We start from the raw sequence: 19,446 nt of genomic DNA, 5'->3' as shown, positions 1-19,446 counted from the left end.
TCTATAGAAGAGGTTACTAAACTTGTCATTATACAAATATGTATAAAAACAATAACTTAACCATTAAGCTGTTGATATTGAATGACAATTATTTTCAAATTTCTTTCATTAATTTGTTGAATAACTGGTTTGAGATTTCTTGGATTAAGCTTAGCTCGTCTATTAACTCATTAATTGAAGTGGGATCTACGAACTGTTTGCTTCTACTAATGTAACTCGCTACGTTTAAAGAGTAGTTCGATTCATTGGTGGCTTCATCAATCCGGCTTAACTCTTCAACTTGCCCATTGGTCATCACTTGGCAAATGTCAGGAATGTTTTTCCGAGCAGAGAGAATATTTGCTATTTCATCTTCACGAATTAGTCTGTTGCGCTTGATATCACGATTGAAGTAAAAAGATGCATCGATGAACAAGATATCATCGGTTTTCTTATTTTTCCGAAGAATTACTGCAAACAAATCAACTGTTCTAGCACTTATTAAGCTCGTTGGTAGCTGAATAACCGCATCAACAAAATTGTTTTCAATAAGGTATTTGCGAGACTTAGCCTCTTCTATACGTTGCAATGCGCCTCGTCCTAAAAATGCTATTGCAATTCCTGTTTCGTTAATTGACCAGATGAGGTGTTGAATCAATGCATGGTCATTGTATTGAGTGGAAATTATATCTAGATCTATTCTTTTTGGGTCATAGTGACCACTTAATGAGCCGCCTTCTTTAGACTTTTTGACTTTGGGACTTGCTGATTTTCTAACGGCTGTTGGCTCATACAGCGCAAACGCTAAGTCAAAAGTTGAAGCTTTTATAAATGGAGTACTATTGAGTGAATAACTCTGGCTTACTACACAATCGTCATTCCCGGCTAGCACAAACTTGTGTACAAGATAGTAAGGGTTTTGAAGCAAGCTCTCAGTTGTAAAGTGCCAGTGCGGGTTTAATTGCGCAAGAAAATTACTTAATTCACCAGTTGAAGCCATTGCATCATATACAGCTAATTTCTCATTACTTTTGACGATACTTGCTATCAATCTAGAAAAATCATCGGGCCGCAGTTGAAAATCAAAACCTTTCGCATCACTTTGGATCAATTCAAAGACTTTTGGTTCTTGCAATAATTTGAGAGTTTGTTCGTATAACGTAATTGATTCGAAACGCGTCAACTTACTTAAGTCAAACGCTTCTTGTATCTCATTGAATCTACTCAGGAGCTTATTGATTTTTACATCATTACAATGAGTTATTGCTTGTTTTGCAACTAACTGTTCAGATTCAGAGAAATCAAACTTTTCAACGTCAATTGACTTAATATCATCAGAATCTTGTAGGTTCGTTAAGAACTTCTGGTATTTACCCTGCTCTGTGATCGCAAGTAACTCAATGGCTAACAAAGCTAGAAAGGACAGTCTTGCATCTATATTGGCTGGCAACAAATCGCTGCCTTTATAAGCTTCTACAAATTTTACTGCTAATTCGTTAGTCATCATTGCTTCACCATCTCAGTTATTAACCCGGCTACTTGGTTTTTTCTTGCCTCTATTAGTTGATTATATTTTTCTAATTCTTCAATTACGCTCAAGATATACTCAATGAAATCCGTGCCATTTTTGTCAGAAAGGTCAGGTATAGGAAGCTTTTCTATTGTTGCCTTGCTTAAAGTGCTTTGATAATTCCCACCAGAGTTAGCGTTTAACCATTCCCTAGCAAAATCAGACTCTAGATAAGCCTTTAGGAAGTTACTAGTAATGTTGGCAAATTGTGAGTTGGGTTTGATTACAAAAAAATGTTGGGTACATATAACTTTCTCCGGAACATTTTTTAGTAAAACTAAATGCTTCTCTTTCCCCTTAGCAATCATGATCAAATCTCCATCACTTAAACAATCCACTTTTCTATTTGTGTTTAATCCAGTCTGAGTTAATTGCTCAAAATCAACGGTTGCTTTGCCCTTTTCAAAAAGAACATCGCCAATCTGGATCACCTTATAGCCTTCTTTATCAACCTTTTTTATGGCCCCCCGGAAAGAACGCCCAGTTGAAATGTCTGCATATTGTGAGAGTTGTTCATTTTTCATTTTATTATCAAACCCATATTTACATACTGAGAAATGTAGCATTTATTCTTGACAGATTCAAAACCTTTGATCAATACTATATACACACTATGTAATGCAGTATAGTTAAGGAGGTTACCAGTGTGCCAAATAATCAAAGAAGACAAAGCGACTTCTCTGGAAAACAAACCCGCTATTTTCCGTCAATTAAGACTGGCTTAACATTTAAGTTAGATTCAGAAGCAGAACGCACTGCGGCAAAGTATCTTGAATTTGATGACAATGTTATTTCGTATCGAGCACAGCCAGCATCTGTCAAACCAGACCCTAATAAACCATTAAGTCGATACACTGTTGACTTTGGTGTCTTACTCATTGATAAAACTAAAGAATTAAGGGAACTAAAGATGGATTATCAGTTTGATGATCCAGACGTTTCGTTACGTCTTGATAAAGTTGATGAACGTCTCATGCTGAGATACGGCCAAAAACTTGTTCGATGGAAATATAGTGATATCGATAAAGGTTCAATGGTTAGTAATTTACAACGGCTTTACCCTTACCGCAGATTTGACTTAACTAGATTTGATCTAAAGAAAGTCGGAAAACACCTTAGGACAGTGCAAACACTGGATGATTTGTTTGGTGTGGTTTCCCATTTTAATTCCCCTCCTTCTTTTCCCTTTGCGCTTTTGGCTCAAAAAAAGGTTGTTTTTGATTTTGAGTGTGAATTTGTCCCAAGCACTCCAGTGGAGGTGAACCTATGAATTACTTTGATCTAAAGGGTAGTAAGATCATCTACGGTTCACAAAAAGGAGTGATTTTAACCGTTTTGGAAGATGAGCCTCATATTGTTTTAATTCGGTACGAAAACGAAAAATTAGGTGAGATTGATTATGATGACTTTTTGACGCTGCATTCTAACGGAGTAATAAGACTGCTGAAACAATGTAATAAAGCAGTAAATGGTTTTCGCATTTCAAAAAAGCATATGAAAGAAATGGAAATGCGTGAAGCATATATATTACCGATGCTCCGCCACGATAAATGCCACAGTCCAGAAATACGAAAACAGATAGTAACATCTGTATTTGCTACAAGAAATGATTTAGATAGACCGGGAGATTCAACTGTTAGCCGATGGGTGCGCGATTATCTAGAGCATGATTGCGATATCAGAAAACAAGTTTTAGGAAAAAAAGGCAGAGGAACGGGACTGACTCCAGAATTGGAGTCTCTTATTGATAAAGTAATACGTAAACATTACTTGAAGCGTGAAGGGTTACACAAACGTGGAACTTACAAACAATTTGTCGCTGTGTGTAAGCGAATAGGTTATGACTACATCCCTCCAGAGAGAACATTCACGAGAAGAATTGACAAAGTTTGTCCAAAACTTGAGACAGAAAAACGAAAAGGAATTAGTGAAGCAAGAAAAGAGTTCAGACTAGTAACGGATGTACGTGATTACCTTCAGTTTGGTGAAGAATTTCAAGTCGATACTGCACACTTCAATCTCGGAATTATCGAATATTACTTAGATCGTGTTTATTACATCGGCACTGTGAGTATCAACTTTGTTTTTGAACCGACAACGGGAAGTATTCCGGGGTATTCAATTCAAATTGGTCAAAAAGGTGAGCAAAGTGGATTTGTTGTTAATGCCATAACTCATGCTATGTCAATAAAACATGACCCCAATTATGTCCAAAGTGGAATTCCGAGAAGAATATTAATGGATGCTGGCGCTGGCTATATTGCTCAATCTACACGGTCGTTTCTTGAAGCTGCTGGATGTGAATTTGACGTTACGCCTACCCGCTCTCCTTGGCTTAAAGGTGCAGTAGAGAGACTGATACGACATGTGAGAGATAATTTTTTCCGTGGCATTAAAGGTTACCTTGGGAAGTATAACCCTGATGAATATACAGATATATCGGTAAAAAAAGCGGCCCACCTAACAATCGAACAATTTCGAACTATGTTTGCAAATTTCGTAAAGGAATATCACAACACTCAACTTGATAGACTTAATGGACTTACACCAAATCAAGCATGGAAAAAAGGATTTAGATCTAACCCTTTGATGGATATTGATGATGTTCCTGAATTGAGGAAATACAAAGGAGAGCTTGTTAAAGGTCGTGTGCTTAACAAAAACCAAGGAGTTTTTCATTTGGGAAATTGGTTCAATTCACCAGAATTGCAGCAGCTATATTTCAAAATGCGAAAATCTAAGAAGTTCAAGGAATACAAAGTGGACTTTTTAGTTGACCCTTTGAACGCTGATGACGTCAGCGTAATAGTCCCTTCTGTTATCTCAGGTGACCCGCTAAATATCGAGCTAATTACAGCTAATAATACTCGCAGAGTGAATGGTAAGTCGTTCTCTCAACTAAGAGCGGCTGACAAAGGCGTAGAAATTCTTGATGGCGCGACTGTTTTCGTGAGTGATGAAAGTGAATGGACAACCTACAGAGCACCAAGAAAAACAGGAAGCCTAATTAATATAAATGCTGATCCGGTTACACCTGAAGAAGCTGAAATCGAGTTGGTTACTATGGTTGGAGCTAACACTAATCAGCAGCCAAATGAAAAACGGAATGAAGATAATAGCCCTGCCAAAACAGAGGAGCCATTGAATGAAGTAGACAAAGAAACAAACAACTATGGAGTTAAAAAATTATGGTAGATATCAATTTACAAGAGCTATTTAAACCTAGCACAAACGAGCACGTAAAATTCTTTAAAGATAAACACTTTTTGTACCCACAAATGACCGAAGCAATAAAACATATTGCACAGGTCGTTCAGTTGAGCCACGTAAACGCAAAAATTGTAGCAATGGTTGGCGAAGCTGGTGTTGGTAAGTCAGCCATTAGTAAAGAAGTTAAAAAGCTTCTTTCGAGCGACTCTTCGCTTAAACATCAGTGTGTTTACACAGAGCTTGTTAGCAGAACATACGGTAAAGGTATTTATGATTCTCTGTTAAAAGCAATGGATATAAGAGTCCCTGCTAGCTACAAAGAAGAAGACTCATTAAATCATTTATGCAGACTTACGAAAAAGTATGGGACTAGACTGTTTATCATCGACGAAGTGCAACATGCTCTACCGCATAACGCTGGAGCAAAAACAATGGAAGTTGCGAATGCACTCAAACTTCTTAAGGATAGAACCAACGTTTCAATTTTGTTAGTTGGACTTAATAGTGTTAAGAGCCTAATTACTAATCAATTTCATGTTCGAAATTCAAATGACAAGAAAGCAGAAAAGCAAGTTGGCAGACGTTCTTATGCAACTATCCAGTTGCGCCCAGTAGGACTTTATAAAAAAAGTCAATTGCATCAGATACTAAATGGCTTCTCTATTTTGTTTGCAGAAATTAAAAATAAATTTGACGTATCTATTATCGATCTTAACGATACTGAATTTGCTAATCGCATGTGGGTAGCGTCTGAAGGACTCATTGGTTACATGGCTCCGATTTTTGAAAATGCTTTGTTGCAAGTAAAACCCGGTGAACAAATAACCTATGAGACGTTAGCTAAAGCTTATGAAACTTGTAATACAAATGATGAAGAATCTGCATCACTTTTTGCCGCAGAGATGGGGGTTAATCCATTCACCTGTAATGAAAAGGAGTTGAACCAGTTGAAGAAGGTAATTCGCGCTAATCAAATTGGTGTAAGTACTGAGGATGCAGCGTAATGACAATTATTAAATCTAATCAGGACCCCTCTTATATTACAGCAATTGTTGCTGATGAGGCGTGTTATACAAACTTGCAGGATTTACTTTCCGCAAACGGCAGAAGTCAACCAAAACAATTCCGAGGACGCCTTGCTGAGCATCGCCAAAACATCAAAATGCTCTCAGGTGAAGATATCGAGTTCGAGTTAAATGGAGTTATTGAACATGATAAGTCCCGCTACTTCAAATCCATCATAGGAAATGAATTGAAAATTTGTTTAGATTGCGTGAATGAAAAAAGTTGCCCGATTGAACACTCATACATTTATAGTACGCATTGCTCCAAACATAACACCAAACTCATCTCATATTGTTCTTGTGGTCATAAATTTTCTTGGGATCATGCTCTCATAAATGGTAAGTGCAGCAGTTGTGGTGAAACATTAATGCCCATTTATGATCCTGTTTCTACGCATCAGACATTCATTGAAAGCGCTAATGTTGGAGAAAGATCTGATATTATTTGGGATTTGTGTTGTGCAGCAAGCTATATACTAAGACCAATTGATAGTTCCCCCGAATTGATTCATTACGACAAATTACCAGCAGACATAAGCTTGTTTGAAAGAGCCTATAGTTTATTAACCGATGAAACAGCGTTAAGCAAATGGTCTTATGAACTTGCCTTTAACCGTCATAAATTTTCAGAAACGCTAGGAAATAGCGCTGTATTTGCGCCAATAGAAGAATTTATGAAAAAACTCAAATCCGACTGGCCTGTTTTAGATTTTGATCTTCCAACGAATCGTGAAAAAACTTCTAGTAGCGAATGTTTCGAATTTGGTGTTGAATACTTCCCGTTTAGGCCAAAGTGGAAAAGACATGGTTTGACAGATTCAGAACAAAACCAACTTGCTAGGGATAAGGCTAATTTAAATACAATTGCTGATGTAATTGGTTTGGACGTTAATCAAACTTCTGAATTTATGAATAATATTGACGTATTACCATTAAATGGCCACAAGAAAAATGGAAACTTATTTTACAACTTAGACGAGTTAAAAGACTGTTTTTCGAATTTTCAACACTCTGCCCCTGAAGGTGACTTGCTTCTTGCTAGAACATTAGATGAAAAGTTATCTTCATTTATGGCTGATCGAAGTGATATTCTTGGTTGGTTTTATCACAAAGAGCTGAATGGTTTTCTGAATCACAGTAATCTTCCAATCTATGAGCGGCTAAAAGTTAGTCCTATCAGTGCCCTCAAACATATGTTTAAGCACTTGAACCTACGTGGCAAATCGAAGATTAGTTATGACGAGGCGCTCGAAGTTTTTCAATTAACTGGTGCTGATATCAAAGAGTTAAATAAAAATGGAAAGCTTTACTCTCTCAAGTGGCAACAGTCCTTAAAAAGTTACTATTTAGTGGAAGATTTTTTGAAGGTTGATAAACAAAACTTTAATTTTAGACGCTATTGCTCTCTCAGAAATTTAGACTTCGAATTTGAAGTTAATAAGCTAAAAAAGCTCAAAATTGAGGCTTTGTATGGGACGTCCATTTATCAGTGCCGATACCAAGTCTTGTACGCGCTTCGTTATAATGAGTTAACCCTAGCAAGAAAAAAATCTGAAAAACCTAAAACCCCACCTTCAAATCCTCTGTGGTTTACGCTCGGAATCAATCCTCTTCGCTAACAATACAAAAGCCCCAAATCGGGGCTTTGACATTTTCTGCCACTCTATATAAACTCAATGTAATTATTAAAATAACTAATAAAATCCGTTAGATAGATATCATATTAATAGTCTAAATAAAGATGGATATCACGTTATTTGACTAAAAGTGCATTTCTGAATCTCACGTTAAAAGATCAACCCCGCATCAGCCGTGGCTCACCAATCTCATATTATCTTTCTATATACACTTAGCTTTCCCCTAATACTCTCATAGCTTTATATACGAGCTGTAGAACGCTCACAATACTGTAAGCGTTCATTGTTATTCTAGAACTCCGACAAATACATGTACTACTGCGTACGTATCCTTTTATGCAGTGATAATCTCTTCAAATACTACCGCTTCGTTTATCGCTATAACTTCTGCTCTTTTAAAGAAGTTAAAGTCTGTCGCTGTGCAGCAAGTATATGCACCCATCATCGTCGTAACTACTAGCTCTCCATTGGATAACTTAGGCAACATGATTTGTTCAGCTACTACATCAATGCTGTCGCACGTTGGTCCAGCTAACACTGATGAAAATAACTCTTGAGATGAATTTAATACAAAGGTTTGATACTTAGCTTCATCAAACATAAGTCCACTAAACGAACCGTAAATCCCATCATCTAAGTAATACCATGTTTGCCCATTACGATCAGATTGTCCCATAACAGATGCTATATTTATTACCGCAGGCGCTACAATATAACGACCTGGCTCTGCTATAACACGTACCGTTTCTGGTAACTCCGCCAATGCTTCTCGTATTGGTTTGCAAAAAATGCTTATTGGCAAAACATCTGGCGTATACTGCACAGGAAATCCACCACCAATATCTAATGTACTTAACGCTGGCAATCCAAAGTCTACAACTTCATTCATTATGTCGATGCAACGACGCACTGCAGTAGCGTACTTATCGCCTGTTTTAGTTTGTGAACCTACATGAAACGACAAACCTTTAATTCGAACACCAATTTCAAACGCCCTTTTGGCAATTTCCAATGCGGCTTCGGGCTTACAACCAAACTTTTTAGAAAGATCCGCTAATACATCAGCATTTGGAAAGCTAACTCTAATCAGCAATTCAACATCGTCTTTATAGGCAGCAAACTTTTCTAACTCATTGATGTTATCCACAACAAAAACATTACAACCATAAGATAAGGCATGCTTAATATCACTGTCGCGCTTTATTGGGTGAGTTTGAATGGTACGATCCGCAGGTACACCTACTGAGTTTACTAAATCTACTTCACCGTTTGTTGCTAAATCAAAGTAAGCACCTTCAGCTAGTAAGGTAGCTACAACGGCTGGATGTGGCAAAGGCTTTAGTGCGTAGTGTAGGTCTACGTTTGGCAACGCTTGTTGTAGGTTACGAAACTGCTGACGCACAACATCACAGTCTAAAACCATTAAAGGTGTGCCGTAACGAGATGCTAAAGACTCTATATTTTCAGAGTCAAAAGGAAGGTTGTTTTCTGCAATAGCAGAAATAATAGAAGTAACAGACATTACCAATCTCCAGAATAAGCTAAATAAACCTACAATTAGGTTTGAGCGAGTTAAACATAGTTAAATATTCAATTTCACCCTTGGATAGTTGCTCATCTGCCTGGCCGCTTATGCGATGTACTTGGATTGGCTATCAACAAGAATTGGCGCGCATAATAAATAATATTTCCAGAATGGCAATCTTTTTATTCTAAAAATTTTATGTTTTTTTAATATCTATTAAACGCGCTTTAATTATATAAAGTTAAAGAAAGCTCTCTGCCTTTTCACCAACATAAATAACCACTTCAATAGCAATAAGCCAAATGATAATCCACTCTAAAATAGACGAGTGTTGATGCTTCTGTTCGTCGGCTAACATGTCAAAAAGTTCATGTATGGTGGCTAGTTTTTTAGACAAAAGCTCAACCCGCTGATGGATCTCCAAGTAACGTACTATCGCGTTATAATTACTTTCATGTTCTGGGTACTCCCAAAAGAATTCCGGCGTATCCAATAAACCATAATGAAGTATGATATCGCTCTTAGTACTAAATAGTCGGCCTCGTATTTTGGCTATTTCTTTTCGGTTTAACGCTATCTTACCTGTAGTTGCTAAAGCTTCTGGCAAGTGCGAATAATCCGTAATTGTCGATTGAGCTTTGTGTTCATATTCCACTAGCTTAATAGATTGCGCTAATCCGTGGCTAACAGCTAAACGCGTTAGTGCGTGGTCATTTGGTAAAAACACAGTATCCTTGCTAATTTTTAGCTCCGTTGACACTTCAAACCGGAAATGGTCTTCAATAATGTCATCTGAAGACTTTTCAGACCGTCGTAAACGATTAATCAGTGCCATTCGCTCATCTTCTTCTACCGCCCAAAACACCACTACGCCGTAGTCAAAAAGCCAGTATTCTCCGGTTGGCACAACAATATGAATTGCGTCCTTATACCTAACACCGCGTTCAGTAATCGAATGATCTAAAACATCATTCTGGGTTGAATAGTCTGCTTGAAGGTTATAAACCGATAAACGGTCATGAATAAATGATGTAGAACTAAGCCCCTGAAGTGTGGTGCTATTTTTGTCCATTGTGCGATTCGCTATAGTAGAAAAAAGTTAAGGCAGAACCCTGCCCGTATAAAATTCGCGCGGATTATGGACCTGTTTTTCTAAATAGCAATAATTAAATGATAAAGATCAATAAATATAACCAGGGGCAATAGACAGCTCTGGTAAATTGGTTAATGAATCAATATTTGCTAAGTGCAATTGATACTCTGGGGAGTTAAGTGAGGCTTGTGGTGTGCAGTCTACATTCCAACGTCTAAGTAGGTAGCCAGCCATTGCTGCCCTAACCTTCAACGTCATTTTGCCGTCTGTCATGCCATAATCCATTTCAACAGCTGTTGAAAACTCTACATTTTTTGGATGAGGAACGATGACTAAATCCAATACTCGCTGCCACTGAACATCGGCTAACCTGTTCTCATATGTTGCTATATCATTCGATTTTATAGTTACTTTACTGATACGGGTTAATACAAAGTCTCTAAAGCTATTAGTTTTTTTATCAAAACCGCGAACATGCCACCTAAGGCCATTATCTACAATTGCATGCGGAACAATATCTCTACCAGCCGAACCGTTTGACAGTGAGGTGTATATTATATTTACGACATTACCGTTCAAAATAGCGCGCATTAACCGGGCAATAACTTCGATATCCGGTGCGTTTAAATAAGATGGTTGCTCAACAGGAAACTCAGTTTGAGTAATAGCGTCAAAACCATCGGATATTTGATGGGCTAGTTTTACTAAGGTTTTTCTTGGATCGTGATTAAAAACGGGCTTGAAGTTTTCTAACTGAAAATAGCGAAGCGCTTTCTCATCAAACTCACACTGACCACCTAAAAAAGATTTATATCTCTCAAAATATTGAACTGCGTTTTTATGGTCCAATCCAAATTTATCTATAGTTTCTTTTAGTCCTAAGTGACCTTTAAAAAACAAAGAAAAATCGATAAAAGCAAATATTTGTTTTTGATTGAGAGTTAAATCTTTTGTATCTTTCATAACATTGTCGTCTTATTCTTAATCACTGACAGCAACGCTGTCATTCTTTTTATCAAGTTGCATAATGACCATCATGACTGTAGTAAACAAAACATCTGGCTCTTCGTCTTCGTTTACTACTATTACATGAGTATCTCTTAAAGAGATTAATTTTTCACTGGCAGAAGATATTTCTCGGTCACCATGAGATATCGTAAATGCTAAGTCAAGTAAACTGCCATTCGCGGTTGCGCCTTGATACATACCATCGACTACATAGTATTGACGAGTCCAAGATAGCAATTTCCGTTTCACCGTATAACTACCAAAAATAGAACGAACTGAATAGGTTGGCCTAAACGTTAGCTTTTTCTTTTTGATGGTTGCTAATTTATTTTGGGAGTCAAAAATTCGCCAGGTTGGCGAAAATATAAAGGAAAGCTCACCTTTTGCGGTAAACAGACTTTGATCGTGTTCGTCGTTAATATCCATTTGGCCACGAAGGCTAAGAAGTTTGTTTCTTATTGTTAAAATTCTGCTCATGTCATTCCCTTTTGGATAGATCGCCAGCACATCCTGTTTGTGTTGGCTCTAGATACATTTTTATTAAATGTCTAACGCTATGATGAACTCTTGTTCCATAAATTGAACAATGTCACCTACGTTTAGTTTCTTTCTTTTCTGTTTTTCTATACTGCCGTTAACTTTGACTAATCCGTTTTCTATTACCATTTTTGCCTCACCACCACTACTTACCAAACTTTCAAACTTCAATAATTTATTAAGTTCGATAGGTGCTGCATTAATGTAAACTGTATTCATTGGTTTTTCCAGATTCTTCAAAGTTACGGCATTATACCTATACCTATCTAGACTTTGCTACCTATAAACTAGGCACCTACTTTAAATTTAAATTTCTAATTATACTTCAAGCACTTATCGCAAAACTCGTGCGTGCGAGGCCGCTCTGAAAATAGAATTTAGAAACATAATGTTCAATCCGTCAAAGTAGGCTCTAGTTGTTGGATCCTGTGTAAAGCCAATAACCATGCCGTTCCCCATAGGTTGATAAATTAAAAATGGCTTATACGCCAACTGTTTTTTATTTTCCGCCCAAAGGTAACCGCTGGCCAATACCTTATCTTCATTTGCAAACCACGCTAAGTTCTTACCTGATGCTAATTCAATTGGCTTATAAATATCATTACCAAACGCAGGACCAACAACATTAGACTTTACACCAACAGTGAGCCAATGTTCTTGATCTACCTCAACATTTGCCAGCACACCGGCTACATAATCCGGCTTTTCTTTACTATTTTCAGCTGACTCTACTAATGCTTTTCTACTCGTTAGTAAAACACCTTCTACAGTTGCATCATCTGATTTTTTGTACAGCGATTCGCCTTCTCTATAAGCCAATTCACGTTTGGTATCCAATAGCCCAAAATCAGGATCTGCGGCAAACTTAGTTGCACCAGCAAGGGTGATCAAGACCCCGCCACTTTTTACCCAACTCTTTATGTTATCAGCACCAGACTTACCTAATACTCGGTTGTAGTAACCATTTGGTAGTATTAAGACTTCATAATTTTTTAAATTAGCCCACGACAATGTACTTGTACGAATTGCGGTAACTGGATACTTAAACTCCTGCTCAATTACATACCTTACATGACCGGCACTCAGTGAACTGACAGGTTCATCCCATGCAAGAGCAATCTTAGGGGCAACCATTAATGGCGTATTGTTACTGCCAAAACTAGGCCCTTTTGTAACCCAGCTAGAGTCAATGCCCTGCACTACCGTACCTGTACCCTTCGCCATACGGTCAATAATATTGGTCAAATCTTCGCTATTATTATGCCTTTCAACTATTAAAGAACCGGCTGGAAATTGTAAACCTGACTCTAAAGTAAATGATTGATCGGCAGATTTAACCACCAGACCGGCTCTCAAGGCTTGAGTTAAAAACTGGCCTGACGCCATATCAACCCAAGGAATTACGTAACCAAATTTTGAATTTTTGTTAATTACTTTGCCAACTAATTTTGTATCTGCAACAAACAGCCCAGAAGACTTTGTAGGCTTTCGACCACACTCTTGAACATCAACACCAAACATTAAAGGTAAAGACCACCCGGTTACATCGTATATTTGATTACTCAGCTTTCTTGATCTCAAACGCTCCTGCTCTTTTATAAAGTCCTGGCTCATATCAACTTGCTTATCAAATGTTGTTTTTACAAATCGACCTTTTGGTTGAGCGGAATCTATAAAGTACGTGCCTGACGGATATTGCTTCCCGCACACTTTAAAATCTTGAGTGGCTACTTGCACTTCCACGTCATGCTCTGTCATCAAAGCTGCTAATTTATGTGCGCCAAATCTATTCGTTTTATTTGAAATAATATAGTAGCGACTATTTTTATCTTCCTTACCTTGTTTAATTGAAGACTGTTGATATGCAACGTAGTCATTTAATAGTTTTACCCTATTAATCGACGCGCCTTCTAACGTCGCTATTGAAGCAACAAAATGTCGTTTAACTGTATTTGCATAGGTCATGACCTCGCCGCTACTTTTTCTAAATATTTCACCTCTAGAAGACGAAACTTCGTAGGTAGAAGCCGAAGCGCCATAAAACGTTGGCCAGCTATCGCCATACCCAGGGTAAAAAGCGTCAAATATTTCCCGTGTAAAGTAGTCAAAACCATTGTTATCAAAATGTGCTCCAATGTTCTTTCCTATTAATGCCATATTCTCAACTTGTTCATCTGTCATATGAGGATTAATAGGTTTAGCAGCAGGTGCAAAATAATAACTTTGATCGCCACCCATTTCATGAAGGTCAATAACGACTAATGGGCGGTAATGGTTCATTTCCTTAACACGACCTCTTGTCTCAGGCTGTGTTAACGCTAGCCAATCCCTATTCATATCAAACAAATAATGATTAGAGCGACCACTCGGCCAAGGTTCGTTATGCTCAGCACTTAACCTGTCGTCACTGTGAACCAAACCTACAGTAGAATAATATCGGCTAGTAAATCGAGTTCGACCATCTGGGTTTTGTAGAGGGTCTATAAAAACTAAAGTATTTCCTAGGATCTTATTTACAGTTTCGTCATTGTTTGCGGCTAACAAATGATATGCAGTCATCATAGCAGAGTCGGTACCACTAATTTCATTACCATGAACCGAATAACCCAACCAAACAGACGCAGGTAACTTTTTTATCAAGGTTGATGTTTTAGAGCTGGTAGATAATGCCTGCATGTCTTCAGCAAAAGACTCTAGGTTTTTTATATTATCGTCACTCCCTATGGCTGCTACAATAAGCTCTCGACCTTCCCATGAAGTTCCGTAACGTTTAATCTTTATAGAATTTGGTTTTGCTTTCTCTAACGCCCTAAAATAGGTCACCATATCTGCGTGGGAGGTTATTTTTTTACCTATTTCATACCCTAATACAGACTCTACCGTTGGTACATCTTGATTGTAAGAAGTGCCTTTCCACATTTCTATATTATTGGTCGCCAGTACGCTACTAGTAGTAAATATACTTATCGCCAAAGCAATACATCTAACGTTCATTCCATTTCCTTGTTTAAATTTAATTAGGTAGACCATATAAAATTTGAATACTTTTGCAACATAACTTATCTAATTTACCTGCGAACAGCCGTTAAAATTGGTTAAACAACGGAAAATAAAAATAAATTAAAGACATTTATAAATCTAACGATACAATCATAGCGATTCGTAAAACATTATTTAACAGGGACAGTTGTCTCCGCATATTTGGATTTATTATGCTAAAGAAGTTCGTTTTCTCTTTACCAATACAAACAAAAATCACCCTAACCTTAATTGGTGCCATTATTATCTCTACCAGTGTGGTTAGTTACGTAGGCCACTCAAAAGCACAATCTATAGTGCTTGAACGTATGGAAAGCATAGAGCTACCCAACATAGTTCAGCGCATAAGAGATAAAGTTGAAGGTGAAACTGCTTCTATGAAAGCAATTACCAGAAGCATAGCGACTAACCCGTTTATTCATAGCTGGCTATCAAATGGGCGTCCAGATTCTGGTGAGCAAACACTCGTTAAATATTTAAAGCAAATCCAACAAGACAATGACTTAAGCAATGCCTCTTTTGCAAACAGAGATACAGCTGAATACTGGAACCAAGACGGCTTTTTGAGAGTATTACAAAATGACCAAGCCGACGGATGGTTTTTTGCCTTCACTAATAGTAATGAGTCAGAATCAGCGAGTATCTATAGCTACCCTAACGGTGATGTTGATATGTTTGTAAACTACCAAATGATTGGTGGTAAAGGCATCGCTGGGGTTTCTAAGTCTCTAAATAATATGGTTGAGTACCTAAGTGGATTTGAACTAGAACAAAGCGGGTTCGTTTATATAGTGGACAAAGAAGGTTTAGTACAAATTCACAAAGATAAGTCTTTAGGAAACACTCAAACTTTAGCTAATCAATACCAACAGATTAATACGCGCAAGCTCCTATTAGAAAACGATTTTGCATTTGAGAATGACGGCAACTTTGTAGTCGCAACTAGTTTTATACCTTCACTAGGATGGTATGTCGTAGCCGAAGTGCCTACCTCAGAGCTATATGCGGGGCTCGATGAAAGTCGAAACCATATGATTATGTGGTTTTTTATAGTTGTATGCGTTTTAGGCTTTATTGCTAGGTATTTTTCAAAAATGTTAATGATGCCAATTATTGCTTTAGCGAATGTATTTAAGAACCTCGGGGATGGTTCTGGTGACCTTTCTTATCGTATTAACCGCTACGGTGATGATGAAATAGCGAGATTAGCTCAAGGCTTTAATCAGTTTTTAGACAAGATTAGAAACGTCATCATCAACGTATCAGATACTTCTATAGAGTTAAAACACGCGTCTGATGTTGTGTCTCATAGTGCTAAAGAAACGAAAGACAGCGCAGAGTTAGAACGAGATCAGTCAATTCACGCTGCCACTGCGGTAAATCAAATGGGGATGACCATTGGCGATATAGCTAAAAGTGCAAATGTAGCTTCTGATGCAACACAGGTAGCAATGGAAAAAGCACAGATAGCCCAAACCGTAGTTGGTGAATCTGCCCAATTCATTAATGTTATGGCTAATGGAATGCAAAGTGTTTCTCAAACTATAGAGTCCCTTGCAGAGAAAAGCGGCAATATCAGTAGTGTGTTGGACGTAATCAGAGGTGTTTCGGAGCAAACAAATTTACTTGCGCTGAATGCTGCAATAGAAGCTGCTAGAGCTGGGGAGCAAGGTAGAGGTTTTGCAGTCGTAGCAGACGAAGTTAGAAACTTAGCTAAACGTACAAGTGAATCGACAGATGAAATTGCTGCGATGATCTCACAGCTTCAAAACGAATCGGAAATTGCGGTCCAAGGCGTCAGAGAAAATAGACAGCTTGCTTCTCAAGGTGCAGAATCTTCTCATGAAGCAAACGAAGCCTTACAAGAAATAGCAAAACAAATAGACATGTTGGCAGGTTTAAACCTTCAAGTTGCCACTGCAACTGAAGAGCAATTAACCGTTGTTAATGAAATAAATGAACATGTTCAAAATGTAAGTAAAAACAGCGAAAAATCTGCAAACAATGCAACTGAAATGTCACATTCTAGCGATGAGCTTAACGCATTAGCGGCGCAACTAGACCGACTAGTAGGAACGTTCAAAGTTAATTGATTAACAGGCACTCTTGATCGTCTATACTTGTAAGTACGTAATTTGTCGTACTTACAAGTAATAAACCTATTTGGAGCATTATGTTTACTAACAAACTACATCCAGGCACCTCTTTCCCACATGTTGAAGTTAACCTCTCAAAAACCGAAACATTTACGCTTGGCTCTAACATTAACAATGATGCCGATTGGCAACTAATTATTGTTTATCGAGGCGCTCACTGTCCCCTTTGCACCAAATTTTTAAATGAATTGGAAGAAGTTAAATATCTATTTTTAGATATAGGCATCGAAATTGTGGCTATTTCAGCAGATAGATTAGAACAATTAGACCAGCATAAAAAGGACTTAAAAGTTAACTTTACTCTAGGGTATGGGTTATCACTCGCGGATATGGACCAGTTAGGCGTTTACCAATCTACACCAAGAAACGATCATGAAACTGATCATGTTTTCTCAGAGCCTGCGATGTTCGTGATAAACCGCGAAAAAACAATTATCGCTGTTGATTTAAGTAACAATCCTTTTTCTAGACCCGACGTTCTTAATCTACTGAATGGGTTAAAGTGGGTTCGTAACCCAGACAATGATTACCCAATTCGCGGTGCTCACCACGAGCCTGTTTAATTACTTTGTTGATAGTCAGCGGACCAATAACTTGTAAAAGATTGTTGGTCTACTGTCCCATCTTCAAATCTTATGTACATTACCCATTCCATAACCGGCTTAGCGCACAAACCAATAATCAATTTAGTTGAATATTGGTACTGCTGAACTTCTTTCAAAAACAAAACAATATTGCCCATCTGCATATTCTGAGCTTCGAGCCATACCTCTTTAATAGGCTTACGACTTGAAAACGTTACATTATAAACTTGCTCAGAAAGTATTAAATTATGATCGAAATACGCTTCGCTTTCCGTAAAGCTTAACGTGAGGCATGACGCTTGTTTTTTATTACAGTCTGAGGATTTTTGAGCTGTGTTTTGAGGCGAACAACCGCAAAGTATAAAAACTAAACTACTGCTCAGTAACAATATTTGTATCAATGTTGTTTTTTTAACCACTTGAATTCTCTAATTGTTGATCTGGGACAATATATTGCCTTTGGTCGCTATGATTTTACGCTCAAAGTCTTTATCATGCACGTGCGTAAAAGCCTCTAATTTAAATTTGTGGATAAATTACCGCCAAAAATTTGAAAAAGAGTCTAATATTTATAACTTTAATAATACTTTTCACGGGTAAGTGGAACCATACTATGACAACAACAAATATTGCTCACCCAGAGTACAACTACAAGGTCGTTAGGCAATTTGCTTTAACAACTGTATTGTGGGGTATCATTGGTATGAGCGTAGGTGTATTGATTGCTGCGCAATTAATATGGCCTGCACTAAACTTTGATACACCTTGGTTAACATTCTCAAGATTACGTCCTTTACATACCAATGCTGTTATATTCGCATTTGGTACAAGTGCCCTATTCGCAACATCTTACTATGTTGTTCAACGTACTTGTAAAGTAAGGCTTATTAGCGACAAAATAGCGGCATTCACGTTCTGGGGTTGGCAAGCAATTATACTTTCTGCTGTCATCTCTTTACCTTTAGGTTATACAACCTCTAAAGAGTATGCAGAATTAGAGTGGCCAATCGACATTGCTATTGCCGTTGTTTGGATTGCGTATGCTTACGTGTTTTTAGGAACTCTAGCCATCAGGAAAACTAGCCACATATATGTAGCTAACTGGTTCTACGCTGGTTTCATCGTAACCGTTGCTGTGCTTCACATTGTTAACAGTCAATCTATTGCTGTTAATGAAATGAAGTCATACTCCATTTACTCAGGTGCCGTTGATGCCATGATTCAGTGGTGGTACGGTCACAACGCAGTTGGTTTCTTATTAACCGCTGGTTTCTTAGGTATGATGTATTACTTCGTTCCTAAGCAAGCAGAGCGTCCGGTTTATTCTTACCGTTTATCAGTTGTTCACTTCTGGGCACTAGTTTCGTTATACATTTGGGCTGGCCCACACCACTTGCACTACACTGCTCTTCCAGATTGGACGCAGTCAGTAGGTATGGTTATGTCGGTTATCCTATTCATTCCTTCTTGGGGTGGTATGATTAACGGTATCATGACGCTTTCTGGCGCATGGCATAAACTTAAGACTGACCCAGTACTTCGTTTCTTAATTGTTTCTTTGTCTTTCTACGGTATGTCTACGTTTGAAGGCCCTATGATGGCGATTAAATCTGTAAATGCTTTATCACATTATACAGACTGGACAATCGGTCACGTTCACTCAGGTGCTTTAGGCTGGGTTGCAATGATTTCAATTGGTGCTTTATACCACCTTATTCCTCGTCTTTACGGTAAAACTCAAATGTTTGACCTTAAGCTTGTTAACCATCACTTCTGGTTACACACTATTGGTGTAGTTTTATACATAGTTGCAATGTGGATTTCAGGTGTTATGCAGGGTCTAATGTGGCGTGCAGTTAACGCTGACGGTACATTAACTTATAGCTTTGTTCAAAGCTTAGAAGCTTCAAAACCGTTCTACTTTGTACGATTTGTAGGTGGTGTGTTTATTGTTGCTGGTATGCTTGTTATGGCCTACAACGTTTATAAAACTGTTCGTGGTGCTAAACCACAACAAGAAGAATACCCAGAAGCGGCGTAAGGA

The 19,446-nt window shown here is 37.9% G+C and carries 16 protein-coding genes; 7 read left to right on the top strand and 9 right to left on the bottom strand.

The genetic code is table 11. The annotated features are described in order from the left end of the window. Positions 1-94: 94 nt before the first annotated feature. Together ABD009_RS00915 and ABD009_RS00910 are read right to left on the bottom strand one after the other, a co-directional pair. Positions 95-1,486 (bottom strand): N-6 DNA methylase, encoded by a 1,392-nt coding sequence (locus tag ABD009_RS00915; RefSeq protein ID WP_343822148.1) that lies wholly within the window; start codon positions 1,484-1,486, stop codon positions 95-97. Continuing rightward, positions 1,483-2,073 carry a restriction endonuclease subunit S gene (locus tag ABD009_RS00910; protein ID WP_343822147.1) on the bottom strand — a complete coding sequence of 197 codons (591 nt, stop codon included), beginning with the start codon at positions 2,071-2,073 and terminating at the stop codon, positions 1,483-1,485. The genes ABD009_RS00915 and ABD009_RS00910 overlap by 4 nt, the downstream gene beginning before the upstream one ends. A gap of 122 nt (positions 2,074-2,195) precedes the next feature. Here ABD009_RS00910 and ABD009_RS00905 point away from each other — a divergent pair, with 122 nt between their 5' ends. The 4 genes from ABD009_RS00905 to ABD009_RS00890 are packed head-to-tail and all read left to right on the top strand — an operon-like array spanning position 2,196 to position 7,442. Then, positions 2,196-2,819, top strand: a complete 624-nt coding sequence (locus ABD009_RS00905; RefSeq protein ID WP_343822146.1) for a PDDEXK family nuclease — start codon at positions 2,196-2,198, stop codon at positions 2,817-2,819. Beyond that, entirely contained in the window at positions 2,816-4,744 is a 1,929-nt protein-coding gene (locus ABD009_RS00900; protein WP_343822144.1) for a hypothetical protein, read from the top strand. Before ABD009_RS00905 ends, ABD009_RS00900 begins: the two co-directional genes overlap by 4 nt. Beyond that, positions 4,738-5,763, top strand: a complete 1,026-nt coding sequence (locus ABD009_RS00895; RefSeq protein WP_343822142.1) for a TniB family NTP-binding protein — start codon at positions 4,738-4,740, stop codon at positions 5,761-5,763. Before ABD009_RS00900 ends, ABD009_RS00895 begins: the two co-directional genes overlap by 7 nt. Beyond that, a complete protein-coding gene (locus ABD009_RS00890) occupies positions 5,763-7,442 on the top strand; it encodes a hypothetical protein (RefSeq protein WP_343822140.1) in 1,680 nt (559 codons plus the stop codon). The genes ABD009_RS00895 and ABD009_RS00890 overlap by 1 nt, the downstream gene beginning before the upstream one ends. A gap of 352 nt (positions 7,443-7,794) precedes the next feature. Here the strand turns inward: ABD009_RS00890 and ABD009_RS00885 are convergent, their stop codons facing one another. The 6 genes from ABD009_RS00885 to ABD009_RS00860 form a co-directional block, all read right to left on the bottom strand. Continuing rightward, positions 7,795-8,982 (bottom strand): type III PLP-dependent enzyme, encoded by a 1,188-nt coding sequence (locus tag ABD009_RS00885; RefSeq protein ID WP_343822139.1) that lies wholly within the window; start codon positions 8,980-8,982, stop codon positions 7,795-7,797. A 244-nt stretch (positions 8,983-9,226) separates the two neighbouring features. Then, positions 9,227-10,057, bottom strand: coding sequence for an RMD1 family protein (locus tag ABD009_RS00880; protein WP_343822137.1), 831 nt, complete (start codon positions 10,055-10,057; stop codon positions 9,227-9,229). Positions 10,058-10,165: 108 nt separating this feature from the next. After that, positions 10,166-11,041: a WYL domain-containing protein gene (locus ABD009_RS00875; protein ID WP_343822135.1), complete on the bottom strand. Its 876-nt coding sequence runs from the start codon at positions 11,039-11,041 to the stop codon at positions 10,166-10,168. 18 nt (positions 11,042-11,059) lie between these two features. Further along, on the bottom strand, positions 11,060-11,563 hold the full coding sequence (locus ABD009_RS00870) for an LURP-one-related/scramblase family protein (protein WP_343822133.1): 504 nt from the start codon (positions 11,561-11,563) through the stop codon (positions 11,060-11,062). A gap of 63 nt (positions 11,564-11,626) precedes the next feature. Beyond that, a complete protein-coding gene (locus ABD009_RS00865) occupies positions 11,627-11,842 on the bottom strand; it encodes an RNA-binding S4 domain-containing protein (protein WP_155694837.1) in 216 nt (71 codons plus the stop codon). 114 nt (positions 11,843-11,956) lie between these two features. After that, positions 11,957-14,617: a M14 family metallopeptidase gene (locus ABD009_RS00860; RefSeq protein WP_343822130.1), complete on the bottom strand. Its 2,661-nt coding sequence runs from the start codon at positions 14,615-14,617 to the stop codon at positions 11,957-11,959. A 218-nt stretch (positions 14,618-14,835) separates the two neighbouring features. Between ABD009_RS00860 and ABD009_RS00855 the strand changes: the two genes are divergently transcribed. Together ABD009_RS00855 and ABD009_RS00850 are read left to right on the top strand one after the other, a co-directional pair. Further along, on the top strand, positions 14,836-16,755 hold the full coding sequence (locus tag ABD009_RS00855) for a methyl-accepting chemotaxis protein (protein ID WP_343822128.1): 1,920 nt from the start codon (positions 14,836-14,838) through the stop codon (positions 16,753-16,755). Positions 16,756-16,835: 80 nt separating this feature from the next. Continuing rightward, positions 16,836-17,381, top strand: coding sequence for a redoxin domain-containing protein (locus ABD009_RS00850; protein WP_343822126.1), 546 nt, complete (start codon positions 16,836-16,838; stop codon positions 17,379-17,381). On the opposite strand, the gene ABD009_RS00845 is transcribed toward ABD009_RS00850, so the two are convergent. Next, on the bottom strand, positions 17,378-17,821 hold the full coding sequence (locus tag ABD009_RS00845) for a hypothetical protein (RefSeq protein ID WP_343822125.1): 444 nt from the start codon (positions 17,819-17,821) through the stop codon (positions 17,378-17,380). The genes ABD009_RS00850 and ABD009_RS00845 overlap by 4 nt on opposite strands. Before the next feature lie 194 nt (positions 17,822-18,015). Here ABD009_RS00845 and ccoN point away from each other — a divergent pair, with 194 nt between their 5' ends. After that, positions 18,016-19,443, top strand: a complete 1,428-nt coding sequence (ccoN, locus tag ABD009_RS00840) for a cytochrome-c oxidase, cbb3-type subunit I (protein WP_155694845.1) — start codon at positions 18,016-18,018, stop codon at positions 19,441-19,443. The last annotated feature ends 3 nt before the right edge of the window (positions 19,444-19,446 follow it).

It is taken from the genome of Psychrosphaera haliotis, assembly GCF_039523615.1.
Classification (GTDB): domain Bacteria; phylum Pseudomonadota; class Gammaproteobacteria; order Enterobacterales; family Alteromonadaceae; genus Psychrosphaera; species Psychrosphaera haliotis.
The sequence above is the reverse complement of the archived record's forward strand: the minus strand, read 5'-3'. Positions and strand labels throughout refer to the sequence as shown.